Source organism: Methyloversatilis sp. (assembly GCF_030696805.1).
Classification (GTDB): domain Bacteria; phylum Pseudomonadota; class Gammaproteobacteria; order Burkholderiales; family Rhodocyclaceae; genus Methyloversatilis.
In genome coordinates, this window is sequence record NZ_JAUYRO010000037.1 from 160,689 (window position 1) to 187,270 (window position 26,582).

At 65.9% G+C, this 26,582-nt stretch carries 27 protein-coding genes, 3 tRNA genes and 1 pseudogene; 14 read left to right on the plus strand and 17 right to left on the minus strand.

Annotated features, from left to right (window positions below; translation table 11 throughout):
- Positions 1–25: 25 nt before the first annotated feature.
- Positions 26–304, plus strand: a complete 279-nt coding sequence (locus tag Q8R75_RS05955) for a type II toxin-antitoxin system RelE/ParE family toxin (RefSeq protein WP_305614412.1) — start codon at positions 26–28, stop codon at positions 302–304.
- A gap of 10 nt (positions 305–314) precedes the next feature.
- Positions 315–599, plus strand: coding sequence for a HigA family addiction module antitoxin (locus tag Q8R75_RS05960; RefSeq protein ID WP_305614411.1), 285 nt, complete (start codon positions 315–317; stop codon positions 597–599).
- Between the two features lie 118 nt (positions 600–717).
- Here the strand turns inward: Q8R75_RS05960 and Q8R75_RS05965 are convergent.
- The 3 genes and pseudogenes from Q8R75_RS05965 to Q8R75_RS05975 form a co-directional block, all read right to left on the minus strand.
- Positions 718–794 (minus strand) — tRNA-Arg (locus Q8R75_RS05965).
- A gap of 54 nt (positions 795–848) precedes the next feature.
- Positions 849–942, minus strand: a tRNA-Ser gene (locus tag Q8R75_RS05970).
- 75 nt (positions 943–1,017) lie between these two features.
- Positions 1,018–2,256, minus strand: a pseudogene (locus tag Q8R75_RS05975) (aspartate kinase).
- 319 nt (positions 2,257–2,575) lie between these two features.
- On the opposite strand from Q8R75_RS05975, the gene Q8R75_RS05980 reads away from it, so the two are divergent.
- The gene (locus Q8R75_RS05980) at positions 2,576–2,869 is read left to right on the plus strand and encodes a helix-turn-helix domain-containing protein (protein WP_305613688.1); all 294 of its coding nucleotides are present in this window, start codon (positions 2,576–2,578) and stop codon (positions 2,867–2,869) included.
- Positions 2,870–3,323: 454 nt separating this feature from the next.
- Here the strand turns inward: Q8R75_RS05980 and Q8R75_RS05985 are convergent, their stop codons facing one another.
- Genes Q8R75_RS05985 through gspG form a run of 8 tightly spaced genes read right to left on the minus strand, consistent with a single transcriptional unit; the run spans position 3,324 to position 11,261 of the window.
- The gene (locus Q8R75_RS05985; RefSeq protein ID WP_305613687.1) at positions 3,324–5,642 is read right to left on the minus strand and encodes a secretin N-terminal domain-containing protein; all 2,319 of its coding nucleotides are present in this window, start codon (positions 5,640–5,642) and stop codon (positions 3,324–3,326) included.
- Positions 5,639–6,166 carry a hypothetical protein gene (locus tag Q8R75_RS05990; RefSeq protein WP_305613686.1) on the minus strand — a complete coding sequence of 176 codons (528 nt, stop codon included), beginning with the start codon at positions 6,164–6,166 and terminating at the stop codon, positions 5,639–5,641. The genes Q8R75_RS05985 and Q8R75_RS05990 overlap by 4 nt, the downstream gene beginning before the upstream one ends.
- Positions 6,163–6,699, minus strand: coding sequence for a GspMb/PilO family protein (locus Q8R75_RS05995; protein WP_305613685.1), 537 nt, complete (start codon positions 6,697–6,699; stop codon positions 6,163–6,165). Before Q8R75_RS05995 ends, Q8R75_RS05990 begins: the two co-directional genes overlap by 4 nt.
- Positions 6,696–7,262 carry a hypothetical protein gene (locus Q8R75_RS06000; RefSeq protein WP_305613684.1) on the minus strand — a complete coding sequence of 189 codons (567 nt, stop codon included), beginning with the start codon at positions 7,260–7,262 and terminating at the stop codon, positions 6,696–6,698. The genes Q8R75_RS05995 and Q8R75_RS06000 overlap by 4 nt, the downstream gene beginning before the upstream one ends.
- Complete coding sequence (locus tag Q8R75_RS06005; protein ID WP_305613683.1) at positions 7,259–7,969, minus strand: hypothetical protein; 711 nt, start codon at positions 7,967–7,969, stop codon at positions 7,259–7,261. Before Q8R75_RS06005 ends, Q8R75_RS06000 begins: the two co-directional genes overlap by 4 nt.
- Positions 7,950–9,626: a GspE/PulE family protein gene (locus tag Q8R75_RS06010; protein ID WP_305613682.1), complete on the minus strand. Its 1,677-nt coding sequence runs from the start codon at positions 9,624–9,626 to the stop codon at positions 7,950–7,952. The genes Q8R75_RS06005 and Q8R75_RS06010 overlap by 20 nt, the downstream gene beginning before the upstream one ends.
- Positions 9,623–10,801 (minus strand): type II secretion system F family protein, encoded by a 1,179-nt coding sequence (locus Q8R75_RS06015; protein WP_305613681.1) that lies wholly within the window; start codon positions 10,799–10,801, stop codon positions 9,623–9,625. Before Q8R75_RS06015 ends, Q8R75_RS06010 begins: the two co-directional genes overlap by 4 nt.
- 1 nt (position 10,802) lies before the next feature.
- A complete protein-coding gene (gspG, locus tag Q8R75_RS06020; protein WP_305613680.1) occupies positions 10,803–11,261 on the minus strand; it encodes a type II secretion system major pseudopilin GspG in 459 nt (152 codons plus the stop codon).
- Positions 11,262–11,387: 126 nt separating this feature from the next.
- Between gspG and Q8R75_RS06025 the strand changes: the two genes are divergently transcribed.
- Positions 11,388–11,981, plus strand: coding sequence for a lytic transglycosylase domain-containing protein (locus Q8R75_RS06025; RefSeq protein WP_305613679.1), 594 nt, complete (start codon positions 11,388–11,390; stop codon positions 11,979–11,981).
- A 54-nt stretch (positions 11,982–12,035) separates the two neighbouring features.
- On the opposite strand, the gene Q8R75_RS06030 is transcribed toward Q8R75_RS06025, so the two are convergent.
- Together Q8R75_RS06030 and Q8R75_RS06035 are read right to left on the minus strand one after the other, a co-directional pair.
- Positions 12,036–13,562 carry an AMP-binding protein gene (locus tag Q8R75_RS06030; RefSeq protein WP_305663543.1) on the minus strand — a complete coding sequence of 509 codons (1,527 nt, stop codon included), beginning with the start codon at positions 13,560–13,562 and terminating at the stop codon, positions 12,036–12,038.
- Between the two features lie 54 nt (positions 13,563–13,616).
- Complete coding sequence (locus Q8R75_RS06035) at positions 13,617–14,780, minus strand: thiolase domain-containing protein (protein WP_305613677.1); 1,164 nt, start codon at positions 14,778–14,780, stop codon at positions 13,617–13,619.
- Positions 14,781–14,930: 150 nt separating this feature from the next.
- Here Q8R75_RS06035 and Q8R75_RS06040 point away from each other — a divergent pair, with 150 nt between their 5' ends.
- Positions 14,931–15,494, plus strand: a complete 564-nt coding sequence (locus Q8R75_RS06040; RefSeq protein WP_305613676.1) for a LuxR C-terminal-related transcriptional regulator — start codon at positions 14,931–14,933, stop codon at positions 15,492–15,494.
- Positions 15,495–15,521: 27 nt separating this feature from the next.
- Here the strand turns inward: Q8R75_RS06040 and Q8R75_RS06045 are convergent, their stop codons facing one another.
- Positions 15,522–17,459, minus strand: coding sequence for a propionate--CoA ligase (locus Q8R75_RS06045; RefSeq protein WP_305626043.1), 1,938 nt, complete (start codon positions 17,457–17,459; stop codon positions 15,522–15,524).
- Positions 17,446–18,624 carry a diguanylate cyclase gene (locus Q8R75_RS06050; RefSeq protein ID WP_305611386.1) on the minus strand — a complete coding sequence of 393 codons (1,179 nt, stop codon included), beginning with the start codon at positions 18,622–18,624 and terminating at the stop codon, positions 17,446–17,448. Before Q8R75_RS06050 ends, Q8R75_RS06045 begins: the two co-directional genes overlap by 14 nt.
- A 179-nt stretch (positions 18,625–18,803) precedes the next feature.
- Here Q8R75_RS06050 and Q8R75_RS06055 point away from each other — a divergent pair, with 179 nt between their 5' ends.
- The gene (locus Q8R75_RS06055; protein WP_305611387.1) at positions 18,804–19,373 is read left to right on the plus strand and encodes a C40 family peptidase; all 570 of its coding nucleotides are present in this window, start codon (positions 18,804–18,806) and stop codon (positions 19,371–19,373) included.
- Here the strand turns inward: Q8R75_RS06055 and Q8R75_RS06060 are convergent.
- Positions 19,349–19,684, minus strand: coding sequence for a DUF2325 domain-containing protein (locus tag Q8R75_RS06060; protein ID WP_257096064.1), 336 nt, complete (start codon positions 19,682–19,684; stop codon positions 19,349–19,351). The two genes, Q8R75_RS06055 and Q8R75_RS06060, sit on opposite strands and share 25 nt — an antisense overlap.
- Before the next feature lie 158 nt (positions 19,685–19,842).
- On the opposite strand from Q8R75_RS06060, the gene Q8R75_RS06065 reads away from it, so the two are divergent.
- The 5 genes from Q8R75_RS06065 (at position 19,843) to Q8R75_RS06085 (ending at position 23,480) form a co-directional block, all read left to right on the plus strand.
- Positions 19,843–20,871 carry a Fe(3+) ABC transporter substrate-binding protein gene (locus Q8R75_RS06065; RefSeq protein ID WP_305611388.1) on the plus strand — a complete coding sequence of 343 codons (1,029 nt, stop codon included), beginning with the start codon at positions 19,843–19,845 and terminating at the stop codon, positions 20,869–20,871.
- Between the two features lie 99 nt (positions 20,872–20,970).
- On the plus strand, positions 20,971–21,309 hold the full coding sequence (locus Q8R75_RS06070; protein ID WP_305611389.1) for a CidA/LrgA family protein: 339 nt from the start codon (positions 20,971–20,973) through the stop codon (positions 21,307–21,309).
- Positions 21,306–22,025: an LrgB family protein gene (locus Q8R75_RS06075; protein WP_305611390.1), complete on the plus strand. Its 720-nt coding sequence runs from the start codon at positions 21,306–21,308 to the stop codon at positions 22,023–22,025. The genes Q8R75_RS06070 and Q8R75_RS06075 overlap by 4 nt, the downstream gene beginning before the upstream one ends.
- A gap of 107 nt (positions 22,026–22,132) precedes the next feature.
- Complete coding sequence (gene ribA / locus Q8R75_RS06080; protein ID WP_305611391.1) at positions 22,133–22,822, plus strand: GTP cyclohydrolase II; 690 nt, start codon at positions 22,133–22,135, stop codon at positions 22,820–22,822.
- Positions 22,823–22,841: 19 nt separating this feature from the next.
- The gene (locus tag Q8R75_RS06085; protein WP_305611392.1) at positions 22,842–23,480 is read left to right on the plus strand and encodes a class I SAM-dependent methyltransferase; all 639 of its coding nucleotides are present in this window, start codon (positions 22,842–22,844) and stop codon (positions 23,478–23,480) included.
- Positions 23,481–23,506: 26 nt separating this feature from the next.
- On the opposite strand, the gene Q8R75_RS06090 is transcribed toward Q8R75_RS06085, so the two are convergent.
- A tRNA-Leu gene (locus Q8R75_RS06090) sits at positions 23,507–23,591 on the minus strand.
- A gap of 60 nt (positions 23,592–23,651) precedes the next feature.
- Between Q8R75_RS06090 and hpnC the strand changes: the two genes are divergently transcribed.
- The 3 genes from hpnC to hpnE are packed head-to-tail and all read left to right on the plus strand — an operon-like array spanning position 23,652 to position 26,580.
- On the plus strand, positions 23,652–24,485 hold the full coding sequence (gene hpnC / locus Q8R75_RS06095) for a squalene synthase HpnC (RefSeq protein ID WP_305611393.1): 834 nt from the start codon (positions 23,652–23,654) through the stop codon (positions 24,483–24,485).
- On the plus strand, positions 24,482–25,315 hold the full coding sequence (gene hpnD, locus Q8R75_RS06100) for a presqualene diphosphate synthase HpnD (protein WP_305611394.1): 834 nt from the start codon (positions 24,482–24,484) through the stop codon (positions 25,313–25,315). Before hpnC ends, hpnD begins: the two co-directional genes overlap by 4 nt.
- Positions 25,300–26,580, plus strand: coding sequence for a hydroxysqualene dehydroxylase HpnE (gene hpnE, locus Q8R75_RS06105; protein WP_305663544.1), 1,281 nt, complete (start codon positions 25,300–25,302; stop codon positions 26,578–26,580). Before hpnD ends, hpnE begins: the two co-directional genes overlap by 16 nt.
- The last annotated feature ends 2 nt before the right edge of the window (positions 26,581–26,582 follow it).

The following is a 26,582-nucleotide window of genomic DNA, read 5'->3' on the forward strand; positions in this document are numbered from 1 at the left end:
GTTGTAAAGCGTAGATTTACGATTTATGATCAATTCGTTTCGCCACAAGGGGCTTGAGGCGTTCTTCCGCAGTGGAAAGCAGGCCGGTATTCAACCGATACACGCCAGGCGACTACGCGAATTGCTGACAGCGCTGAACGCAGCGGCCGGCGCGGACGATCTGGCGCGACCATCGTGGCGACTGCACTCGCTGACGGGAAATCGGGCTGGATTTCACGCAGTGACAGTTCAAGCGAACTGGCGGCTGGTTTTTCGCTTTGATGGCCCGAACGTCGAGCTGGTGGATTACGTCGATTATCACTGAGGCTTGAACGATGGACATGCATGACCCCGCGCCGCCCGGCGAACTTCTGGCTGGATGGCTTGAAGACCTGAACATGAGTGTGACGGCGTTCGCTGCGCACCTGGAAATCAGTCGCGTGATGTTGTCGCGCATCCTGCATGGGCACGCTGCAGTGAGCGCAGACATGGATCTGCGGCTGTCGGAAGCCCTTGGAACCACGCCCGGTTACTGGTTGCGCCTGCAGGCACAGCGCGATCTGTGGGCAGCGGCGCAACGGGCGAAGGGCCGCGCGCCGGTTGCGCGCATCGCCGCATGACACACCTCGGGCACATCGCAGCCCCGGGCCATTCGTCCCCGACCGCACAAAAGACGACGCACAAAAGAAAAAGGCCAGTCTGACGACTGGCCCATCTTTGCGACTGTCTTTGCGTTGTTGGCGCGCCCGGAGCGATTCGAACGCCCGACCCCTTGGTTCGTAGCCAAGTACTCTATCCAGCTGAGCTACGGGCGCGCTGCAAAGAGGCAATATATTAGCACAAACATACTGCCGTTCAAGCTCTGAAACTGGCGGAGGAGGAGGGATTCGAACCCTCGATACAGGTTTTGGCCCGTATGCTCCCTTAGCAGGGGAGTGCCTTCGACCACTCGGCCACCCCTCCGGTCCTTCCAAAAGCGCGCGAATCATACCGCCTGACCCTGCCCGGGTCAAACGCGCATCGCACTTTCCGAGCGGATCAAGCCGCTGGCTGGTCGAGTTCGAACGCGCGGTGCAGCACGCGCACGGCGAGTTCGAGATACTTCTCGTCGAGCACCACCGACACCTTGATTTCGGAGGTCGAAATCATCTGGATGTTGATGCCCTCTTCGGCCAGCGTACGGAACATCTTGCTGGCGACACCCGGGTGCGAACGCATGCCGACGCCGACTGCCGACACCTTGCAGATCTTGTTGTCGCCCTTGATTTCGCGCGCGCCGATGTGCTGGCGCACGCCTTCGACGATTTCCATTGCCTTGGCGAATTCGCCGCGGTTGACCGTGAACGAGAAGTCGGTCGAGCCGTCGTGACCGACGTTCTGGATGATCATGTCGACGTCGATGTTGGCGTCGGCGATCGGGCCGAGTATCTGGTAGGCGATGCCCGGGCGGTCAGGCACGCCCAGTACGGTGATCTTGGCTTCGTCGCGGTTGAACGCGATGCCGGAAATGATGGGTTGTTCCATATTGGCTTCTTCCTCGACAGTAATCAGCGTGCCCGGACCTTCGTGGCCCTCGTCCTCGAAACTGGACAGCACGCGCAGCTTGACCTTGTACTTGCCTGCGAACTCGACCGAGCGGATCTGCAGCACCTTGGAGCCGAGACTCGCCATTTAGAGCATTTCCTCGAAGGTGATGCGGTCGAGACGGCGCGCTTCGGGAACGATGCGCGGGTCGGTGGTGTACACCCCGTCGACGTCGGTGAAGATCTGGCACTCGTCGGCTTTCAGTGCCGCCGCCAGTGCGACACCGGTGGTGTCGGAGCCGCCGCGGCCGAGCGTGGTGATGTTGCCGTCGGCATCCACACCCTGGAAACCGGCCACCACGACGACGTTGCCTTCATCGAGATCGCGCTTGATGTTGCGTTCGTCGATGGACAGGATGCGCGCCTTGGTGAATGCGCTGTCGGTCAGGATGCGCACCTGGCCGCCGGTGTAGCTGCGCGCCTTCAGACCGAGATCCTTCAGCGCCATCGACAGCAGACCGATGGTGACCTGTTCGCCGGTCGAGGCGAGCACGTCGAGCTCGCGCGGATCGGGGGCCGGCGACACCTCTTTCGCGAGACCGAGCAGGCGGTTGGTTTCGCCGCTCATTGCCGACACCACGACGATCACCTGATCGCCGCGGGCAACGTAGCGCGCGACGCGGCGCGCCACGCTCTTGATGCGGTCGGGCTTGCCGACCGACGTACCGCCGTATTTCTGGACTATGAGGGCCATCTGTACTTCCGCAGCGTTATACGAAAACCGGCGATTGTAACCGATCCGCCCCGGCAGCATGCCGCGCTGCGCCGCCAACGGATGACCGCAGACACGACTGCACAGATCACTGCAAAGCGTTATCGTGACTCGAATCGTGTTGCAAAATTATGCAAATCTGTTTGATGCAGGACGACGTGATCATTTATACTGAATTTCTCCTATGACTTAAGTGATAGGAGATTAGCGGCCTGTTTATGCGAATCAGCAAGTCGCCCGGACCGGACTTTCAAGGCAGGCGCGGCTGGGTCGTCATCCACTTCTTTCAAGGACAACGAGCATGAAATCCACTGACAACATCGACGCACGAGAGATTCGCAAGAAGCTTGGCATGAACCAGTCGCAATTCTGGTCGCGCCTCGGCGTAACACAAAGCGGCGGCTCCCGCTACGAAAGCGGCCGCAACATGCCCAAACCTGTTCAGGCTCTGCTGCGTCTGGTTCACGTCGAACAGATCGACATCAGCAAGATCCGTCGCGAAGACATGGATGTCATCGAATATCTGCGCGCGACCGATCCGGAAAACTTCAAGCGTCTGAAGAAGGAAGCCCGGGCGCACCGCAAGGCTGGCTGATACACAATCAGCCGCACAGAAAAGAGGAAGGCTCTGCCTTCCTTTTTTTTCGTTCACGGCGAGGCTTCAAGCGCAGGGACTGTGGGAGCAGCGCGGGGGTCTCAGCGAGCACTGCTCGCCGCCCGCGAAGCCGGTCGGCCATGCAGGGCCGACCGTGGGAGGCTCCTACGAAAACCGCGACGGTGTTGCCTTGCGTAGGAGCGGACCCCGTCCGCGATAGGCGCGTTGATCAAGCGACGTCGCCATTTCAAAGACGGGGATCGCCTGCGGGGCAGGCTCCTACGAAAACCTCGAAGGCTTCATGACTGACGCCGTTTTTCGTAGGAGCGGACCCCGTCCGCGATAGGCGCATTGATCAAGCGACATCTCTTGTTCGGAACCGGTCGGCCATGCAGGGCCGACCGTGAATCGCCGCTCTCACAATGGCGGTGCCCCCGGGACACGACGCGTGCCGTCAGGGCTTGATCGAGATCTCGGCTGCGGACGGGGGCGACACCGGCAGCGGGTTGCCGTCGGCGCCGAGCAAGGTGACGCTGCCGACCTGCACGCTGGTGCTGCCGATCGGTGCCGTCGGGCTGACCCGGAAGCGCACCTCGCTGCGCGCCTCCTGACCGTCGCTTCCGGCAATGCTGACCGTTGTCCGGCCCGGCGCAGTGACGTTGCCCTGCGCCGTCAGCACGTTCGGGTCATACACCAGCTCGACCGTCGCCGGCTGGGCGCCGACCGGTACCGTCATCGACACGGACACGCTGGCTTCGCCGCCAATCGCCGCATCACCGGTCGATTGCATGCGCAACTCGACCTGCGCAGAGGCGTCCGCCGGTTCGTCGCCCGGACCCGGATCCGGCGGTTCGGGCACCACCGGACGAGCGATCGGCGCAGCCGCGGCGGCCGCTCCTCCGCCACTCGAACTCGACAGGCGCATGCCCTGATCCTTGCCGGTCTTGCGCACCGACAGCGACGGCGCACCGACCGCTGCTTCGGTACCGGCAGCGAGCGCCGGCATGATGTGCGCCGGACGATTCAGGTTGCGCACGATGCGCGGGGTGATCAGCAGCACGATTTCAGTCTTGTTGGTGCTGTTGCGTTCGCTCGAAAACAGCTTGCCGATGATGGGCAGATCGCCCAGCCCGGGCAGGCGCGACGCGCTGGAACGCTCTTCGTCGGAAATCAGGCCGGCGAGGATCTGCGTTTCGCCGTCCTTCAGACGCAGCGCGGTCGCGGTCGACCGGGTGCCGATCTGGTACGCAAGCGAACTTTGCGGGCCCTGCACTTCGCGCACCACGCTCGACACTTCGAGCGTCATCTTGATGTCGACGTCGTCTTCAAGGTGGATCAGCGGCTCGACGTCGAGCTTCAGACCGACATCAAGATAGGTGACCGATGCCGACACGCCGACATTGGCGGTCGAGGTGGTCGTGAACACCGGCAGCTTTTCGCCGATGTGCACCTTGGCCTTTTCCTTGTTCTTCACGCGGATGCGCGGATTGGCCAGCAGATTGGCCGAGCCGTCCTGCTTGCGCAGGTTCAGGATGAGACCCGGGTTGGAAATGTAGCCGGTGAGGTCGCTGATGTCGCTGAGCGGCACGACGCCGGGCGCGATTTCCTGGCCGGGCAGCTGCACCACATTGCTGGTCACGCCGGCGGCGGTCGACTGCTGGATCACCTGCTGCTGCGAACGCAGCGCGCCGAAGCCGATCTGGTCCGGGAAATCCAGCCCCAGTTCCTTCAGCTTGTTGCTGCTGACTTCGAGTACCTCGACCTCCAGCATCACTTCGGGTTCGGCCACATCGACCGATTCCACCAGTTGTTCGGCCAGACGCACCGCGTCGGCGGTGTCCTTCATCACGATGAGATTGATGCGCTCATCTATATAGATGTCCTTGGTTTTGACCACCGTCTTGATCAGGTTCTGCACCTGCTTGGCTTCTGCATTGACGAGGAAGAAGGTGCGCGTGACCATTTCCTTGTACTCGCGCTGCTTGGCTGCGGTGTTCGGGTAGATCAGCACGGTGTTGTCCGACAGCACGCTGCGTTCGAGCTGGTTGGTGATCAGGATGAGCCGCATCACCTCGGCCACCGTCGTGTTGCGCACGAACAGCGTCACTTTCAGGTCGGACCGCACGTCCTTGTCGAACACGAAGTTGATGCCGGTCGAGCGGGCGATTGCCTCGAATACATTGCGCAGCGAGGTGTCGCGGAATTCCAGCGTGACCGGCTTCTGGAACAGACCGCCCAGTTCGGCCGGCGCGGTCTGCTTCGGGCGGGCCTGTTCGACTTCTCGCAGCATTTCGCGCGCGGCGCTGTGCGTGTTGTCCTGTTCGAGCACATTGCGCAGGCGCGCCTCGGCGCCACCCATGTCCTTGCGTTCGAGCAGCGTGCGCGCTTCGCGCACCATCGCGTCGTGTCGCACGCCACGCGTCATCTGGTCGCGGATGAACTGGGCGCGCTGGTTGCGCGGGTCGAGCGTCTGCGCCTTGTCGAGCGCCGCGGTGACTTCGTCGCGCCGGCCGGCCAGACGGGCGTTTTCCGCCTGCGCCAGCAACTTGGATACGGCGACTTCGCGCTGGCGAAAAAAGGTGGCGCGGAATTCGGGGTTGTCCGGCACTTCCCTGGTCGCCTGTTCGAACAGGCTGAGCGCACGTTCCTGTTCGCCACTGATCAGCGCCTTCTTGCCGTCCTCGAATGCCTGATTGGCGGCACACCCGGCAAGGGTGACGGCGAGAAACGCAAAAATGAGCGCGCGCAGGCGGGCCGGCTGGAATGCAATCATGGGGCGCTTCCGATGGTCAGGGTCTGTCGCTGCTTGAGCGGTTCGAACATGAAGGTGACGGCCGTAGCCGTCACCGATTCAACACGGTACTGGTTGTTCAGCAGGTCGCCAGCGCGCGCCGGCAAAATGCGGTCGCCCTGGGCGAGGAACACGGTGATGCCGCCCTCCTCCATCAGCTTGCCCTGATAGCGGAACGGCAGCGGCGGCGCGACCGGTGCCGGCGGCGGCCCCTTGCGCGCAGCGATCGCCGCAAGCGCTGCCGGCGACGGTGCGGGCGGCAGGAAGCTGTGCGTGGCGAACAGGTCGCGCCCGACTTCGGCTGCGGCACGCAGCGGTGCGTCGGCGATCAGCACACCGGGCGCCTCACCTGCCGCCGCCACGGCGCGCGCGGCACTGGACGGGCGACGGGTGTCGGCCGCAGACGGCTCGGCACCGGTTTCGTCACCGGTTTCGTCGCCCAGACCGGCGACATACCACACGGCCGCCAGCGTGGCGGCCAGTGCCGCGATCAGACCGCGGTTCATAGGGTGTCCCTCATGAGGATGGACACGCGCACGCTGGCATCGACATTGCCGCGCGCGATGTCTTCGCGGCGCAACACGACCTCTTCCACCAGCACGGCCGGCGACACCTGCTCGATTTCCGCGAGCCAGGTGCGCAGCGCCGGGTAGCTGCCGCGCAGCGGAAACAGATATTCCTGCCGCGCATAGCCGGCACCTACCGGCTGCGACTCGCGGCTTTCGACGCGCGCCAGCACGAGCTTGTTGCGCCCGGCCGCCAGCGACAGCGCTTCGAGTATCGACGGCATGCGCGCGCGCGGCACGAGAGAAGCGTCGAAGCGGTCGAGCTGTTCGCGCGGCGATTCCACCGTGCGGCCCAGCGACAGGCGCTCGGCCAGCGCGCTGCGCTCGCCTTCGAGCAGGCCCAGTTCGGCTTCGAGCGGCGCCGTGGCGCCAAGATGGATGGCCAGCGCAAACGCGAGCAGCGCCGCGCCGAGCGCGCCCGCCCAGCCGGCACGCGACGCGGCGTATATCAGACGGGCGCGCAGCATGTTCATGCGCCCCTCCACTGCAGGCGCAGCGAAAACGCGACCACCTGCAGGCCGTCGCGCTCCTTCAGTTCGAACACCTCGATGCGCGGCGCACTGACCGCCTGTGCATCGGCGAAGGATTCGGCATAGGCGAACAGCGCATTCAGGTCGCGCGCCTCACCGGTCACGCGCAGCACGCCGCGTGCGGCATCGGGTTCGACCGACAGCAGCGCCACGTCATCCTTGCCGCGCGCTTCAAGTTCGGCGAACAGCGGCTGCCATTCGCGTGCGCGCTGCAGCGAAAGCTTGCGCGCCACGTCGATGCGCGCGCGCAACGCCGGATCATCCTGCTCGCGGCGCGCCAGCACGCGCGCCTGTTCGGCCTTGCGCGCCGCACGCCGGTTGTCGTCACGCAACGCAGCGACTTCGTCTTCGGTGGTCTGCCAGCGATCGAACGACGCGAAAGCGGTGACGGCGCCGACAGCCAGCAGCAGCCAGCCCAGCCAGCCCGGCGCGTGACGCCGTTGTACGAAATCAAGTTCGGGGGTCGGTGGCCGGGTGCCCGGCCGCGCGATCGACAGCGGCTTCATGCGGCCACCCCGCCGGTGACACAGCGCCAGCCGCGCGGCAGGTTCATCGAAGGCGCGCCCTGGACGAACAGCTGGCCGCCATCGAGCGCACCGTCGAACAGGCTGAGTCGGCGTTCCAGCAGCGCCGGCAACGCGGCCGAATCACCCAACGCCTCGCCGCGCATGTGCAGCCAGCGCCCGCCCGACCACAGGCCCATGCACAGCCAGCCGCGCTGAAGCTGCGCGAAACCGCCCAGTGCGGCGCTGCCGCCAAAGCCTGCATAGGCGCGCAACCAGGCCGGCTGCACGCTGGCCAGCCGCACGCCGGTTGCCGCCGCCCAGGCGACAAGCGCCTGAACCAGCGCCGTGTCCATACCGCAGGCCAGCACGCGCTCGGCGGGCTGGGCGTCCCAGGCGAAGGTCCAGCCCTGAGCGGCGGTGCCGAACACTTCCATCATGCGGGCGCGCACCAGCGCCTGCACCTCGTCGCGCCCGGCCACGCCGGGCGGCAGGTCGACGACCTGCCAGCGCGTCCAGGCGTTGTCGATCGACACCTCGACCGACGCGCGGCGCGGCGTGGCAGCGGCCGGAATGCGGGCCAGCGCGGCCGCCAGCGAGTCGTGCGCCAGCGGCTGCGTATCGGCATGCAGACGTTCGCCCGCGCGCGCCAGCGACAGGCCGTGCGGACCGACCTCAAGCAGCAATGACCTAGACGACAAAAGTGACACGGTTCAATTCCGTCAGACTGGTTTCACCACTGGCCACCAGCACCAGACCCGCTTCGCGCAGCGTGCGCGTGCCGCGCGCCCGCGCGGCCTCTTTCAATTGCCGCATCGGCGCACGCGTCACGATCAGTTCGCGCAGTTCGTCGTCGAGCACCAGCAACTCGGCAATGGCGCGACGCCCCTTGTAGCCGGTGCCGCGGCAATGACCGCAGCCGGACCCGGCGCGATAGTCGTAGCCGACGGCGTCGGCCAGACCCGACTCGGCCAGCAGCGCGGCGTCAGGCTGCTGCGCGACCGAACAGTGGCGGCAATTCAGGCGCAGCAGACGCTGCGCGACGATGCCATTGAGCGCCGACACCAGGTTGTACGGGTCGACACCCATGTGCAGGAAGCGGCCGATCACGTCGAACACATTGTTGGCGTGCACCGTGGTCAGCACGAGGTGACCGGTCAGCGCGGCCTGCACCGCGATTTCGGCGGTTTCTCCGTCGCGGATTTCGCCCACCATGATCTTGTCCGGGTCGTGCCGCAGCACCGAACGCAAGCCGCGCGCGAAGGTGAGGCCCTTCTTCTCGTTGACCGGAATCTGCAGCACCCCGGGCAACTGGTATTCGACCGGGTCTTCGATGGTGATGATCTTGTCGAGACCGTGGTTGATTTCGCCGATGGTCGCGTACAGCGAGGTTGTCTTGCCGGAGCCGGTCGGGCCGGTCACCAGCAGCATGCCGTAGGGTTCGGCCGCCAGCTTGCGCATGGCGGCGCGCGCGATGTCGTCGAAGCCCAGGCTTTCCAGCGACAGCGCCTGCAGTTCCTGCGTCAGGTGGTCCTTGTCGAGCACGCGCAGCACCGCGTCTTCGCCGTGCACGCTGGGCATGATGGACACGCGCAGGTCGATGTCGCGACCGGCGTAGGCCACCTTGAAGCGACCGTCCTGCGGCACGCGCCGCTCGGCAATGTCGAGTTCGGCCAGCACCTTGATGCGCGATACCACCTGTTCGGCGGTGTCGGCGCCGGCGATCTGGCCGATCCGTACCATCACGCCGTCGATGCGATATTTGACCTGCATGCCAGCAGGCACCGATTCGAGGTGGATGTCGGACGCCGCCTGCTTGAGCGCGTCGTACAGCGTGGAATTGACCACCCGCACGACCGGGCTGGCGTCGTCGGCGATGCGCGCCAGCGACAGCACTTCGGCCGAACTGGCGCTGACCCGGTCGCTGTCGTCGAGCAGGCCGGTCGAGGCGCGCTGGCTGTCTTCGTAGCGCGCCAGCGCGGCGGTGATGTCGTCACGTGTCGCCACGCGCAGTTCGAAACTGGCGGGCAGTGTGGCGGCCAGCCAGTCCTGCAGCGCGCCGTCGTAGGGGTCGGCGACGACGGCGATCAGATGGCCGGATTCGTCGACAGCCACCAGCACAGCACGCGCCAGCGCCTCGGAAAAGCGGATGCGTTCGAGCGAAGGCGTGAGCGCGTTGAGCGCGGCGCTGTTCATCGCCGGCAGGCCGAGCTGGGCGGCGACGCGGACGCACATCGCATCGGGCGTGTCGCCCGACAGATCGATCAGCGCCTGCATGATCGAGCCGCGTCCGGCACGCAACCGGGCACGGGCGATCAGGTCGACAGGCACACCCTGCGGCGCGCCGGCTGGCAGGGGTGCGTTCATTGCAGGCTTTCCGCGAGCTGGAAGATCGGCATGTACATCAGCACGACGACGCCGCCGATCGCCAGGCCGATGCCCAGCATCAGCAGCGGACCGAACAGGCGGGTGGCGCGGTCGAGCCAGCGCGTCATTTCCTCATCGTGGAAGGCGGCGATGCGTTCCATCATGTCGCCCAGATTGCCGGCCCGCTCGCCGACGCGCAGCATGCGCGACGCCACCGCGGTGCTCAGGCCGACTTCGGTGAAGGCGTCGGACGCCGAGCGGCCTTCGCGGATCGACAGCAGCGCGCGCGACAGGCTCTGCTGCATCGGCAGCGGCAGCAGTTCGCGCACCAGTTCGAGCGACTGCACGACCGGAATGCCGCCGCGCAGCAGCATGCCGACCGTGCGGAAAAAGCGCGCCAGCCGGAAGATGCGCATGCGGTCGCCGATGCCGGGCAGGCGTTCGAGTTGCGCCATGAAGCCCTGCCGGAACGCCGGCTGGCGCAGCGTCCAGCCAAGCCCGACGACAATGGCGATCACCGCGATGCCCAGTGCGCCGGAATGCGCCTTGACGAAGTGACCCCAGGCGAGCAGCCACTGCGACGCCAGCGGCAGTTCGGTCGAAATGTCTTCATACACCTTGGAAAACTGCGGCACGACGAAGGCCAGCAGGAACATGACGACCAGCAGGCCGACCACCAGCAGGATGACCGGATAGGTGGCCGCAGCGACCAGCTTGCCGCGCACGCTTTCAAGCTGTTCGCTGTAGGCGACGTAGCGCTCGAGCGCCTGATCGAGGTCGCTGGTGCGCTCCGAGGCGCGGATCATCGCCACCAGCAGATCGGGAAACACCGAGGTCTGCGCCGCCATCGCCATCGACAGCGTCTTGCCCTGGCGCAGCGCATCGATCAGCGCCGTGAGAACGGTGCGCGACAGCGTGCGCCCTTCCTTGTCGGCCATCACTTCCAGCCCTTCGACCAGCGACAGGCCGGCGCGCAGCAGTGCCAGCAGTTCCTGACAGAACAGCAGCACGGGAAAACGCTGGCGCGTGAAGCTGAGCGTGCGCGCACGCGCAGCCGACAGAACGGTCAGGCCATCGGCCTGAACCTGGGCGCGGGCGGAAAGTTCGTCCGACGCCTCGATCTGAAGCTGAGTGATGCGGTTGGTGACGTCGAGGGCACGGATGCGGAAAAGCATGTCACCAGTTCGTGATGTCGGCGGCTTCGTCGCTGCCGCCCGGTTGACCGTCCTTGCCCAGCGAACTGAGATCGTATTCGCCGTGTTCGCCCGGCGCGCGATAGATGTACGGGCGGTCCCACGGATCCGGCGGCACCGCCTTCTTCAAATAGGGGCCGCCCCACTTGGGCGCCGTGGCCGGGCGTTCGACCAGCGCCTTCAGGCCCTCTTCCGTCGTCGGGTAGCGGCCGTTATCCAGTCTGTACTGGTCGAGCGACTTTTCCAGCGCGTCCATCTGGGCGCGCGCCGCCTTCACTTCGGATTTGCCGATCTGGCTGAAGTAGCGCGGACCGACATAACCGGCCAGAAGACCGATGATGACCATCACGACCAGCAGCTCGAGCAAGGTGAAGCCGCGTTGCGCGAGGGGGCCTGGCGTGGGGCCGGCAAGGTGGCTATCCGGAGTTTCGTTACGTGTCATCATTGAATCAGTCTAGCTGTGCCGGACCTGCGGCAGCAAGCGGTTGCGGGCACTGCAACATGGGCGAAACCTTGCGGCAGCAAGATTGCAATACTCGACACCTTACCGGGCATGTGTTTCCTGCAGATGAATCGACGCACCAAACTGATCCTGTCGCTTTGCTGCCTGCTGTGTGCCGCGCCGGCACAGGCGGACATTTACGCACGCGAAGACGGTGAGGGCACACTGCATCTGACCGACGCGCCGGTCGGCGACGGCTATGAACTGCTGCTGGAATCGCGTTCGGCGGGTGCCCAGGCAAGTGCTGGCCGGGCCATCGCGCGGCCGGCTGCTGCTGCAGCGCATCAACAGCGCATTGCGCGCGTGGCGGACCGTACCGGCGTCGAAGCCGGACTGCTCAATGCGGTGATTGCGGTCGAATCCGCCTACAATCCGAAGGCGCTGTCGCCCAAGGGTGCAGCCGGTCTGATGCAGCTGATGCCGGCCACGGCACGCCGGTACGGCGTGACCGACCGCTTCGATCCGGACCAGAACCTGCTCGGCGGCGCGCTCTACCTGCGTGACCTGATGGCGCGCTTCGACAATCAGCTCGAACTGGCACTGGCCGCCTACAACGCCGGCGAAGGCGCGGTCGAGCGGCACGGCCGCCGGGTGCCGCCTTTCGCGGAAACCCTGCGCTACGTGCCGAAGGTGCTCGACCACTACCGGTCGTTGCGCTGACAAAAGCCGCCACGCGAGCAGCGCCTCAGGACTTCAGACGGCCGGCTTGACTACCTACGACTGTGCATCCGGCTGTGCATCCATCTCGCGCAACGCAGTCTTCAACACCTTGCCGTAGTTGTTCTTCGGCAGCTCATCGACGAAGCGGTAGTGCTTGGGCCGCTTGAAGCGCGCGATTTCGGTCAGGCAGTGCGCGTCCAGCTCCGCCGAGGTCATCGGCTGGCGGGTGACGACGAAGGCAATCACCACCTCGCCCCATTCCGGGTCGGGACGGCCGATCACGGCGACTTCGGCGACCGAATCGTGGGTCAGCAGCGCTTCTTCGACTTCGCGCGGATAGATGTTGCTGCCGCCGCTGATGATGAGGTCCTTGCTGCGATCGAGCAGCGTCAGGAAGCCGTCTTCGTCGAGCCGGCCGACGTCGCCGGTATACAGCCAGCCATCGACGATGGACGCCGCTGTCGCGTCCGGATTGTCCCAGTAGCCATTCATGACCGCTTCGCCGCGCACGCGGATTTCACCGGTTTCTCCGGTCGGCACATCGCGGCCCTGCGCGTCGACCACCGCCACTTCGACCATGGACTGCGCAAACCCGACCGACGCCAGACGTTCGCGATAGCGCGGCTGCGTCGGGTCGTTGATCAGGGCACGCGGCATCACCGTAATCATCATCGGGCACTCGCCCTGACCGTAGATCTGCGCGAAATGCGGGCCGATCAGTTCCAGCGCCTCTTCGAGGTCGGCCAGATACATCGGGCCGCCGCCGTAGCAGATGGTGGCCAGCCCGGTCGGACGCTGGCCGGTCTTCTTCACCACGTCGATCAGGCGACGCACCATGGTCGGCGCCGCGAAGAAAGAGGCTTCCGTCCAGTGGGCGGCGAGATCGAAGCATTCCTGCGCGTCGAAACCGCCCGATTCGGGCACCACGTTGAGGCCGGCCTGCATGACATACGGCAGGTGGAACAGGCCGCCGCCATGCGACATCGGCGCCGGATGCAGCGCCACGTCGCCCGGTGCCAGCGCCTGCACGCTGGACAGATAGCCCATGCAGGTCCAGCGCAGCTGGCGCAGCGAAAGGTTCACGCCCTTGGGCCGGCCGGTGGTGCCGCTGGTGTAGAACATCCACACCGGATCGGTGTCGCTGCGCGGCTCGATGGCCGACGGCGCGATCGACGCATCGCGCAGGAATCCGAACGACGACAGCACCGGCACCGCATTGCCGCCGTCGCGCAGCACGGCTTCGAGCTCGTCGCGCGCGTCGGCGCCACAGAACACGATCTTCGAACCGCTGTGGCTGCAGATGAAGGCGGCTTCCTTGGCATGCAGCTTGGCATTGATCGGCACCACGGCGACGCCGGCCCACCAGGCGCCCCACATCAGCGGCAGGTAGTCGGGCGTGTTGTACATGAACAGCGCCACCCGGTCGCCCGGCGCGAGGCCCTGCGTGCGCAGCCAGGTCGCGAAGCGCGCCGCGCTTTCGGCAAAACCGCGGTAGTTCCACAGCACCTCGCGACCGAGGGCGATGGCGGGACGATCGGGGTATTGCTGCGCGGTACGCTGAAGCCACAGGGCGATGTTCATGGGTGCTCTCTCTCCGTTGATCTTGATTTTTTTGGGCGGCTACGACCGGACCGCTTACTGCACGCGTTCGAGGATGGAACCGTAGTTGGCCACGCTGGCGCCGCCCATGTTCAGGATGCCGGCGAAGCGCGCGTCGGGCAACACGTCGGCGCGGAAGCGACCGAGCAGCATCCACGCGCTGATGACATGCATCGATACGCCGGTGGCACCGATCGGGTGACCCTTGGTTTTCAGGCCGCCGGACAGGTTGACCGGCAGCTTGCCGCCGGCATGCACCCAGCCCTCTTCCAGCGCGCGGTGGCCGCCGCCGGCCGGCGTCAGGCCGATGGCTTCGTACATCATCAGTTCGGCGATGGTGAAGCAGTCGTGCACTTCCACGCTGTCGAGATCATCCAGCGTGAGTTTTGCCGAATCGAGCAGGCGCTGCCAGGCGACGCGCGCGCCGGCCAGCTCGCTCATGTCGCGCTGCGACGTCGGCATGATGTCGTTGGCCTGCGCGGTGGCGCGCAGGCGCACGAAGGGCCGGCTGCCGTCGTGCGCGTCGCTGTCGCACAGCACGATGGCCGCTGCGCCATCGGAGATCGGCGAGCAATCGGTGCGCAACAAACGGCCGACGACGCGCGGATTCTTCTCGGATTCGGTCGCGCAGAATTCGATGCTGAGCGGGTTGCGGTACTGCGCCAGCGGGTTGTGCGCCGCGTTGTCGTGATTTTTCGATGCGATGCGCGCCATCGCATCGCGCGGGTCGCCGAAGCGTTCGGCATAGCGGTCGGCGATCACGCCGAACATACCGGCAAAGCCGGCCGGCGTTTCGGCTTCGTCCTTGAAATAGGACGCACGCAGCAGCGCGTTGCCGACGTCGCGGGTGGACAGCTGCGACATCACCTCGACACCGATCACCAGCACGCGCCGGGCCGTGCCGGCGCGGATGGCGAGCGCACCCTGATGCACCGCGGCGCTGCCGCTGGCGCAGGCGTTCTCGACCCGCACCGCAGGCGTCATGCGCAGGCCAGGCAGCAGATTGGCGGACAGACCGGCCACGAAGCCCTGCTTCACCATGCCGACGCCGAAGTGGCCGACCACCACGGCATCGATGTCGGCCGGTTCGAGACCGGCATCGGCAATCGCCTCGGCGGCGACTTCCGCCATCAGGGTTTCGACATCTGCGTCAGGGCGCCGGGCGAAGGGCGTGTGGGCGAAACCGGTCAGGTCGATCATGAACTTTCTCCCGCGGCCGCGCTCGGCGGCCTTCTGTGGCGAAATTCGGTGGCGAAAACCGGCCCCATTGGGCGGCCGGCGGATCGGGTATACATTAGGCGCGCCCAAACCCCTCCGCCAGTCGCAGAACTACGCCCTGCCGAGCCAGACATGTCTTCCCTGATGCCCGATTCCACCGACGCCGACCAGGCGGCCGACCTCTGCCCGCTGGGTATGGTGCTGACCTCTCAGCGCCGCATCGAGTGGTGCAACGACCGCTTCGCCGCCAGTTTCGGCTACCCGCGCACCGCGCTGATCGGCCAGAGCATGGCTCTGCTGTACCCGACGACCAGCGAATTCGAACGGGTTGGCGAGCGCGGTTGGCAGGCGCTGTTCAAATCGGGAACGTATGAAGACGAGCGGCTGATGCGGCTGCGCGACGGCGGGTTGCGCTGGTTCCGTGTGCTGGGCCATGCGCTCGATCGCAGCGACCCGTACCGGCGCGCCAGCTGGCTGTTCGAACCGCTGCGCGTCAGCGGCACGGTGGATACGCTGAGCCTGCGCCAGCGCGAGGTGCTGTCGGCGATGACACGCGGTCTGACGTCGAAGGAGTGCGCGCGCGAACTGGGCATCAGTCCGCGCACCGTGGAGAAGATCCGCGCCCAGCTCATGCAGCGCTACGACGTGCATAACGCCGCCGCGCTGATGAGCCGCATCAGCGGCATGCCGGGCTGACGCGCGCGCGCCAGCCCGGCATGCCGCTCAGCCGAGCGACTGGCGGATCTGGTCGAGCGTGGTCGGGTCGTCCAGCGTGGTGAGGTCACCCGGATCGCGCCCTTCGGCGATGGCCTGGATCGAGCGGCGCAGCATCTTGCCGGAGCGCGTCTTGGGCAGGCCATTGACGAACAGCACCCGACCCGGCCGCGCGATGGCGCCGAGCAGGTTGTCCACCGTCTGCATCACTTCCTTTTCCATCGAGGCGCGACCTTCCGGCGTCGCGACCCGGTTGGCGTCCTTGACCACGACGAACGCCATCGGCAGCTGGCCTTTCAGGTTGTCCGCCACACCGACCACGGCCACTTCGGCCACACCGGCATGCGCCTGGATCGCTTCCTCGATTTCGCGCGTGCCCAGCCGGTGGCCGGCGACGTTGATCACGTCGTCGGTGCGGCCGAGGATCTTGTGATAACCGGCGTCGTCGCGGATGCCCCAGTCGAAGGACGAATACACCAGCGGCGATTTGAAGAGCGAAAAGTAGGTGCGAACGAAGCGATCGTCATCGCCCCAGATCGTCGACAGGCAGCCCGGCGGCAGCGGCGGCACGATGCCGACGATGCCCTTCTCATTCGGGCCGCACTCGGTACCGTCTTCGCGGAAGATGCGCAGGTCGTAGCCATACACCGGATGGCCGGGCGAACCGAGCTGGATCTCCGTTTTTTCGACACCCGGCAGTTCGCACAGGATGGGCCAGCCGGTTTCGGTCTGCCAGTAGTTGTCGATGACCGGTTTGTCGAGCGCGCTCATCAGCCATTCGTGGGTCGGCTCATCAAGCGGCTCGCCGGCCAGGAAAATCTGGCGCAGCGATGAAATATCGTGCTTCTTCAGGTAGGCCGGGTCCTGCTTTTTCAGCACGCGCGCGGCGGTCGGCGCCGAGAACATGACCGACACCTTGTACTTCTCGACCAGACTCCACCAGATGCCCGGATCGGGGCGCAGCGGCGTGCCTTCGTACATCAGCGTCGCCATGCCGGCGATCAGCGGGCCGTAGATGATGTACGAGTGACCGACCACCCAGCCGATGTCCGACGTGGTGAACATCGTTTCGCCGGGGTGGCCGCAGTAGATGTGCTGCATCGACGCCGCCAGCGCGACCGCATAGCCACCCGTATCGCGCTGCACGCCCTTGGGCTTGCCGGTGGTGCCGGAGGTGTACAGGATGTACGACGGCTCGCTCGATTCGAGCCACACGCAAGGCACTTCCGCATTCATGTGATGGGTGCGCAGCGTCGCGTAATCGACGTCGCGCCCCACCACCACGGGACATTCCTTGTCCAGGCCGCGGTTCACCATCAGCACGCGCGCGGGCGGGAATTCGGCCAGCGAACAGGCTTCGTCGAGCAGATGCTTGTAAGGCACGACCTTGCCGCCGCGCATGCCGGCTTCGGCCGACACGATGACCTTGGGCTTGGCGTCATCGATGCGGGTGGCCAGCGAACCGGATGCAAAGCCGCCGAACACCACCGAGTGGATGGCGCCGATGCGCGTGCAGGCGAGCATGGCGAAGGCCGCTTCGGCAATCATCGGCATGTAGATCAGCACGCGGTCGCCGCGCTCGACGCCGAGCGACAGCAGCATCGCGGCCATGCGCTCGACTTCGCGCTGCAGCTCGGCGAACGAATAGGTCTTTTCGATACCGGTTTCGGTCGATACGAAAATCAGCGCAGCGGCGTCAGGCCGCGTGGCCGCGTGCCGGTCGACCGCGTTGTGACACAGATTGGTGGTACCGCCGACGAACCACCTGGCGAACGGTGGACGGGAAAAATCGCAGGTTTGCTGCGGGGTCTCCTGCCAATCGATCAGTCGGGCCTGTTCGGCCCAGAACGTGTCGCGCTGGGAAATCGAACGCGCGTGAAAATCCGTGCTTGCTGACATGCTTCCTCCTCTGACCTGCGCCGTCCTGCAGATATTATTTTTTATCAACGATCGAAGTATCAGCTTCGCTTGCGTGCTGGCGCAAGCAGTCGAGCGGGATGTCGCAATCGTATTTGACGCTAATCAATTCGAGCAACGGCAACAGCCGGTAGATCAGCGCCGGCAGCTGGGCATCGATTTCGTCGGACGCGCCGGACTTGATCAGCAGCAGCGCGCGCTCGATGCTCACGATGCCGGCTGTCCAGGCGAATTTCTGCGGCTCGCCGCCACTGCTTCGCACCGTATTGCCGCCCTCGCGCTGCGCGATGTCGGCGCGCGCCACCGCCAGCCCGAGCATCTGCGACACCGAATCGGCGTTGTCGGACAGGCTGTTCGCCACACCGATGTTCAGGCTGATGCGCAGCGTCTGGCCGCGGTACTGCATGGCAGTTGCGGCGATCACGGTGCGCATGCGATTGGCGAACTGTTCGGCGCTGGCCAGGCTGATGTCCGGCGTGATGATGGCGAACTGACCCTCGCCGATCTGCGAAAAAGTGTCTTCGCGACGCACCTTGGTCGCCAGCACCTTGGCCAGCTTGCGCATGATGAGGTCGGTCACGTGGCGGCCGAAGCTGCTGACGATGTCGCCGAAATTGTCGATGCCGACGATCAGCACGCTGACTTCGCCGCGCTGACGCACCGCCGCTGACATCAGCTGGGCGCCGTGTATTTCCATGTACTGCGGGCTCGCCATGCCGGAATCAGGGTCGATCGGTGAGGCGGCGGCCAGTGCTTCGCGGCTGTCGGCGAGCTGGCGACGGGTGGTGTTGAGGCGACTGGCGGATTCGATCCGCGCAATCAGCTCGACCGTGCCGATGCCCTTGGTGATGAAGTCGGTCGCGCCCAGTTCCCGCGCGCGTTCGCGGGCGGCGTCGTCTTCGTCGCCCGAAATCATGATCACCGGAATGTCGGCAATGCGCTGCACGCGCGACGAGCGCACCCGTTCGAGCAGGCCGTAGCCATCAAGCTTCGGCATCGTCAGGTCGGACAGCACGACCTGGATCGAATCGTCCACCAGCAGCGTCTGCCAGCCGGCTTCGCCGTCGGCTTCTTCGCGAAAATCGAAGCGATCACGAATGCGCTTGATGATGGACGCCCGCACCATGCGCGAGTCATCCACGATCAGCACCTTTACCGGCAGCGTCACGTCAGCGTTCGTGTTGCGGTCACTCATGGGCCCTGTAACCGGCTTGCAATGGGATCGAACGCATGATTGTAGGGGAAGCGGGCGGCGCGGCGGCGAGGTTTTGCGCCGCCGCGCCGACCTGTCGGCAGCCCGTCGCAGTGCGCGACCGGCCACCTGCAGACCGTGAAACTTGGCAGGTCGGGCGTGCATGCGTATATTCGCGACCCATGCGTCGAATACCCCTGACCCGGATATGCCTTTGCGCCTTACTCGCTCTGGCTATCGCTCTTCCCCTCGCCGCACGTGCCGAACCGGTCGAACAGGAGCCGACAGGCTTTTCGCTGGACAATCTGTCCGGTGATCGGGTGGCGGAACATGCCGCGGCCGCCGCAGGCGCGGTCACCGATCTGCTCGACAGCGGATTTGCCCTGCTCGGCATCCGCTATCGCTTCGGCGGCAACAACCCGCAAACCGGTTTCGACTGCAGCGGTTTCGTGCGCCATGTGTTTTCCGATGCACTGGGCGTGCTGCTGCCGCGCACCGCCGTCGAAATGGCGCGCGTCGGTGCCCGCGTCGGGCGCGAGGATCTGCAGCCGGGCGATCTGGTGTTCTTCAACACGCTCAGCCGTACTTTCTCCCACGTGGGTATCTACATGGGCGACGACAAGTTCCTGCATGCCAATTCGCGCGGTGGCGGCGTGCGCATCGACGACATGACCGGCCGCTATTGGGCGCGCCGCTTCAATGGTGCGCGCCGCATCGACGTCGACAGTCAGGGCGCGACGGCACTGCGCTGAGCCTTCGGGCACTGCGCGCAGCGCACCGCCCCACACCCTTCGAGTGCCTGCTTCAGCGCACACACCGACCGCCGGCACGCCACGACAGGCACACCCTGCTCACGTGCCGCTTCGCGGAACGCTTTCATCACGTTGTGGCCGAGAAAATCCGTAAACAGGATGACCAACTGTGTTCCGCCCGGCAGGCGCGGTGCGGAGCGCTGGTGCTTGGGTTCGCGCCCTGTGATGTGATGGCCGATCTTCAATCCGAATTCAGCCAGCACGTCCGGAATGTTTCCGAGCCGGTCGGCGCCCACGAGTACGGCATCCATGTGCATATCCTTTATGAGAACAATTCTCATTCAAGATAGTTCAATTGCGAACTCTTTGCAATTGCGAATCACTTCTGTTAAGTTTTCGTCGCCATCGGACGGGACGGATTCCCCGCCACCCTCCGCGTGTGCATGACCCGTACTTACTGGAGCTTTCGATGATTTCCCGTCTGATCCGGCTGGCCACTGCCCTGGGTGCCAGCCTGCTGATTGCGCCCGCCGGCGCGCAGGACAAGGTGCTCAACCTCTACTCGGCTCGTCATTACCAGACCGACGAGGCGCTGTACGCAAACTTCACGCGCCAGACCGGCATCAAGATCAACCGCATCGAAGGCAAGGAAGAAGAACTGCTGGAGCGCATCCGCAACGAGGGCGCGAACAGCCCGGCCGACGTGTTCATCACGGTCGATGCATCACGTCTCGCCCAGGCCGACGGCTTCGGCCTGTTCGCGCCGGTCAAGTCGGCCGTGCTCGAAAGCCGCATCCCTGCGCATCTGCGCGACCCGGAGTCGCACTGGTTCGCCTTCTCCACCCGGGCGCGCGTCATCGTCTACAACAAGCTGAAGCTGAAGGCGGCCGACGTGGCCAACTACGAAGATCTGGCCAAGCCTGCGCTCAAGGGCAAGGTGTGCTCGCGTTCCGGCGCGCACCCGTACAACATTTCGCTCGGCGCAGCGCTGATCCAGCACATCGGCGAGGCAAAGACCGAAGAATGGGCGCGCGGCGTCGTGGCCAATTTTGCCCGCTCGCCCAAGGGCGGCGACACTGACCAGATCAAGGCGGTGGCGGCCGGCGAATGCGATGTGGCGGTGTCCAACACCTACTACCTCGTGCGGCTGCTGCGCTCGACCAAGCGCGAAGACCAGGCGTTGATGGAGAAGGTTGGCGTGGTGTGGCCGAACCAGTCGTCGTTCGGCACGCACATCAACGTGTCCGGTGGCGGCATGCTCAAGACCGCACCGAACAAGGATGCCGCGGTAAAATTCCTCGAGTATCTTGCCTCGGACGAAGCTCAGGCCTATTTCGCAGACGGCAACAACGAATGGCCTGTGGTGCCGTCGGTGCAGGTTTCGAATGCCGAACTGAAGTCGCTCGGCAGCTTCAAGGCCGACACGCTGAACGTCGGCGAACTGGCGAAGACGACCGCCCAGGCACAGAAAGTGTTCGACCGCGCCGGCTACCGCTGAACACGTCCGCGCAGTACGAGGCCCCGCCAGCGGCGGGGCTTTTTCATTTGTGTGACACGCACCGATAGAATCCCCACGTCACCCCTCTGCGCCCTTCCCATGCTTGCCTCGCTCACGCTGTTGCTCGTGTTCCAGCTGATCGGCGAAACCGTCGTGCAGTGGCTGCGCCTGCCGGTGCCCGGACCGGTGCTGGGCATGCTGCTGCTGTTTGCCGCGCTGGTGCTTCGTGGCGAGGTGCCCGTGGCACTGCGCGACACGGCCAATGGCCTGCTGCAGCACCTGTCGCTGCTGTTCGTGCCGGCTGGCGTCGGCGTCATGACCCATCTGGCTCTGCTGGCGACCGCCTGGCTGCCGATCAGCGTCGCCATCCTGCTCAGCACTGCCGTCACGCTTCTGGTCACCGCCTTCGTCATGCGCGCCGCCGCCCGTCAACGATGAACCCGGAACTGCGCGAACTGTGGGTCTATCTATCGACCTCGCCGCTGCTCGGGCTGACGCTGACGCTGCTCGCCTACCAGCTGGCGTACGCGATCTACGTGAAACTGGGGTCGCATCCGCTGGCCAATCCGGTCGCCATTGCGGTGGCGCTCATCGTGGCCATCCTGTCTTTCACCGGCACACCCTATGCGATCTATTTCGAGGGCGCGCAGTTCGTGCACTTCCTGCTCGGCCCGGCCACCGTAGCGCTGGCGGTGCCGCTGTACGCGCAGTGGCCGCGGCTGAAGAAGCTGTTCGGCGCATCGATGCTGGCGCTCGTCACCGGGTCGGTGGTGTCGGTCGTGTCGGTGTGGCTGATCGCCGAAGCCTTCGGCGCCAGCGATCAGGTGCTGCGTTCGCTGGCGCCGAAGTCGGTCACCTCGCCGATCGGCATGGGCATTTCGGAAAAGATCGGCGGGCTGCCATCGCTGACTGCGGTGCTGATCATGCTGACCGGCATCGTCGGGGCGGTCATCGGCCCGGCGCTGCTGAAGGCGACCGGCACGCAGGACGATGCGATGCGCGGCTTCGCGATCGGCATCAGTGCGCACGGCATCGGCACCGCGCGCGCCTTCCAGATCAGTGAAACGGCAGGCGCCTTTTCGGCGCTTGCAATGGGGTTGAACGGCGTCGTCACATCCATCGTGGTGCCGCTTCTCGTGCATGGCCTGGCTTGACGTGGGTCTGCCTGAGCACGCTCGACTTGCGCCATACTTGTTGCCCCGCGGACTGGCGCCCCCGTCCGCCCCCGGCGTTGAGCCGGCCACTTTCAGCAAAGCAGCAGATGAACTCGCATTCCAGTGAAAAGAAGTACCGCGCCATCGGCCAGTTGCCGCAGGCCGACGCGGCCGGCCAGAGTGCGGCCGAGGCCTCCGCAGGCAGCAGTCCGACCACCGTTTCGGGCATCACCTGCCGCCTGCCGACCCGCTACGGCGAGTTCGCCCTGCATGGCTACGCCGACCCGGCGACCGGGCTGGAACATGTTGCGCTGACGCTGGGCGACTTTTCCGACGGCGCTCCGGTGCTGCTGCGCCTGCACTCGGAGTGCCTGACCGGCGACACGCTTTTCAGCCTGCGCTGCGACTGCGGCCCGCAACTCGAAGCATCGCTGCGCGCCATCGCCAGCGAAGGGCGCGGCGCACTCGTGTATCTGCGGCAGGAAGGCCGCGGCATCGGCCTGATCAACAAGATCCGCGCCTACGCGCTGCAGGACACTGGCGCCGACACCGTAGACGCCAACCGCATGCTGGGCTTCGCCGACGACGCACGCGACTACCGTTTCGCCGCGCACATCGTGCAGAGCCTGGGCATCCGCCAGGCCCGCCTGCTGACCAACAACCCGCTCAAAGTGCGCGCGCTCGAAGCGCAGCAGGTCGAAGTGATCGAACGCATTCCGCTGCACGCCGGCGCCAATCCGATGAATCACCGCTATCTGTCCACCAAGGCCCAACGCATGGGTCACCTGCAGGATTGATGACAACCTACCCGCCCTCATGAGCCACATAGATGCGCAGGACTTCTGGTCAGACAAGTACCGCGCCGCCGGCGAGGCCTATCTTTTCGGCACCGCGCCGAACCGCTTCCTGCAGTCGCAGTCCTCACTGCTGGTACCCGGTCAGCGCGCGCTGAGCATCGCCGACGGCGAAGGCCGCAATGCCGTCTGGCTGGCCGAACGGGGGCTGGACGTGACGGCGACCGAACTGTCGCCGGTCGCACTCGACAAGGCGCAAACACTCGCCGCGGCGCGCGGCGTCAGCGTCGATTTCGCGCTGGCCGACGCGCTCTGCTGGACCTATCCGGACGAAGCTTTCGATCTGGTGGTCGGCGTCTTCATCCAGTTCGCCGCGCCGGACGAGCGACGCACCCTGTTCGACAACATGAAGAAGACGCTCCGGCCGGGCGGGCACATCGTGCTGCAGGGCTACACGCCCAGGCAGCTCGACTACGGCACCGGCGGACCTTCGGCGGTAGAAAACCTCTACACCGTCGCACTGCTGCGCGAGGCCTTCGGCGACTTCGAACTGGAGTGCCTGCAGGAGTATGAATCGGAGCTGGACGAAGGCCTCGCGCATCGCGGGCATTCGGCACTGATCGGGATGGTGGCGAAGAAAAGGCTGGCAACCCAGCCATGACAACTCAGCCGGCCTGGCCGGCCGGCTGGTGCCCAGGAAGGGACTCGAACCCCCACGCCTCGCGGCGCCAGAACCTAAATCTGGTGCGTCTACCAATTTCGCCACCTGGGCAGGCGGCACGGATTCTATCAGGCGGGGCCGGTGACACGCGCCCGGTATACTCCGCCACCCATGTCGGTCGAACACTACGAAAACTTTCCGGTCGCGTCGAAGCTGATGCCGCCCGCGCTGCGCGAACCGGTCGCCGCGATCTACTGGTTCGCCCGCCATGCGGACGATCTGGCGGACGAAGGCGACGCCGCGCCCGAAGCGAGGCTGGCCGCGCTCGAACTGTGCCGCGAACAATTGCGCATCATCGAGCACGGTGGCGAGCCGGACGACGTCATCCATCGCCGACTCGCGCGTACGGTGCGCCAGTGGTCGCTGCCACTGCCGCTGTTCCATGACCTGCTCGACGCCTTCGCACAGGACGTGGTGCAGACGCGCTACGCCAGCCATGCGGAACTGCTCGACTACTGCCGCCGCTCGGCCAACCCGATCGGCCGTCTGCTGCTGTGCCTGTACAAGGTGGACGACGCCGCAAGCCTGGCGCAGTCGGACGCCATCTGCAGTGCCCTGCAACTGATCAACCACTGGCAGGACGTGGCGATCGACTGGCGCAAGAATCCGGATGGCATCCCGCCCGGCCGCATCTACATTCCGCAGGACGCGCTGGCGCGTTTCGGCGTGACCGAAGCGCATCTGGCGCAGTCGACCTGCGACACCGCCTTCCGTGCATTGATGAAACACCTGGTCGATGACGCGCGCGCGCTGATGCGCTCCGGTATGCCGCTGGCCCGCACGCTGCCCGGGCGCACCGGCTGGGAACTGCGCCTGGTCGTGCAGGGCGGGCTGCGCATTTTGCAGCGCATCGAGCAGGTCGATTACGATGTATTCCGGCACCGCCCGAAACTGGGCCGTGCCGACTGGCCCGTGATCGGGTGGAAAGCCCTGAATTACCCATGACACCCGACGAATACTGTCAGGACCGCGCCGCAAAGAGCGGCTCGTCCTTCTACTACAGCTTCCTCTTCCTGCCGCCGCCGCGCCGCCGCGCCATCACCGCGCTGTACGCCTTCTGCCGCGAAATCGACGACGTGGTCGACGAAACCAGTGACATCAGCCTCGCGCGCACCCAGCTCGCCTGGTGGCGCACCCAGGTCGCCGCCTGCTTCGACGGCACGCCGGAACATCCGGTCTGCCTGGCGCTGATCCCGGCCATCCGCGAATTCAGCCTGCCGCGCGAGCAGCTGCTGGAAATCATCGACGGCATGGAGATGGATCTCGACCAGTCGCGCTATCTCGACTTCAAGGGCCTGCAGCTGTACTGCTACCGCGTCGCGTCGGTCGTGGGGCTGCTGGCGGCGCAGATCTTCGGCAGCACGCAGCGCGAAACACAGAAGTACGCGCACGATCTGGGTATCGCCTTCCAGCTCACCAACATCATCCGCGACGTCGGCGAAGACGCGCGGCGCGGCCGCATCTACCTGCCGGTCGATGAACTGCAGCGCTTCAACGTGCGCGCCGCCGACATCCTGAACGCACGCTACAGCGACGAATTCCGGCAACTGATGGAATTCCAGATCGGCCGTGCCCGGCACTACTACGAACAGGCCATGTCCGCCCTGCCGGCGGTCGACCGCGCATCGCAGCGGCCCGGTCTGGTGATGGCGGCGATCTACCGCACATTGCTTGACGAGATCGAGCGTGACGGCTGCCGCGTGCTCGACCGGCGCATCGCCCTGACGCCGGTGCGCAAGCTGTGGCTGGCCTGGAAAACGTGGCTGCGCAGTTGAACGCGGACCGGCCAGCGGTCGCCATCGTCGGCGCCGGCTGGGCCGGGCTGGCCTGCGCGGTCGAATGCGTGGCGCGCGGTGTGCGCCCGGTGGTGTTCGAGGCGGCGCCGCAGGTCGGTGGGCGCGCGCGCGCGGTCGAGCTCGACGGTCTGGCGCTGGACAACGGTCAGCACATCCTGATCGGCGGCTATGTCGACACGCTGGCGATGATGCGCACCGTCGGCGCCAACCCGGACGTGCTGTTCGACCGTCTGCCGCTGTCGCTGCGCTTCACCGACGGTTTCGAACTGCGTGCCCGCTCCGGCTCGCCCTGGGCGCAGGCGGTCGCCTTCATGACCTGCCCCGGTCTGACCTGGGGCGACCGGCTGGCCGCGATGCGGCTGATGGCGGCGATCCGCCGTGCGCCACCCGCCGACGAAACCGTGACGCAGATGCTTGCGCGCACACGCCAGACCGCCACCAATGTGCGCTACCTGTGGGCTCCGCTGTGCATCGCCGCGCTGAACACCGGGCTCGACGACGCGAGTGCGCGCGTGTTCGCCCAGGTGCTGCGCGACACGCTGCTCGGGCGCGCGGGCGCGTCCGACGTGCTGCTGCCGCGCACCGATCTGGGACAGCTTTTTCCCGCACCGGCCGCTGCCTGGCTGACACGGCAAGGCGGTCAGGTGCGCGTGGGCGAGCGGGTGCGGGCGATCACGCCGCATGCGGAGGGCTTCGCGCTCGATGTCGCCGGCGCCACGCAGGTGTTTGCACAGGTCGTCGTCGCCACCAGCCCGCACCATGTGCCGGCGCTGATCGGCGCCCTGCCGGGCACCGAGCGCATCGCGGCCGAAATCACCTCCCTCGCCTACGAACAGGTCACCACCGTGTTTGCCGACTTCGGCGAAGGCGCTCGCCTGCCGCAGGCCATGATGGGTTTTGCCGACGGCGTGCCACACTGGATTTTCGACCGCGGCGCGCTGGGCGGGCCGCCCGGCCTGATGGCCTGCGTGGTATCGGCCGCCGACGCGGCGCGCGACGACACCGAGCGCGCCGTCATCGACGCGGTGCGTCGCGCCTTTGCGTCGCTGCCCGAACCGCGCCGCGTGCGCACGCTGACCGACCGCCGCGCCACCTTCCGCTGCACGCCGGGCCGCACAGCCATCGTGCAGCCGGCCGACCCGCGGCTGGCGCTGGCCGGCGACTACCTGCTGCCGCTTTATCCGGCGACGCTGGAATCGGCGGTGCGCAGCGGTATTGCCGCCGCCCGACGCTTGGCCGGCTGACG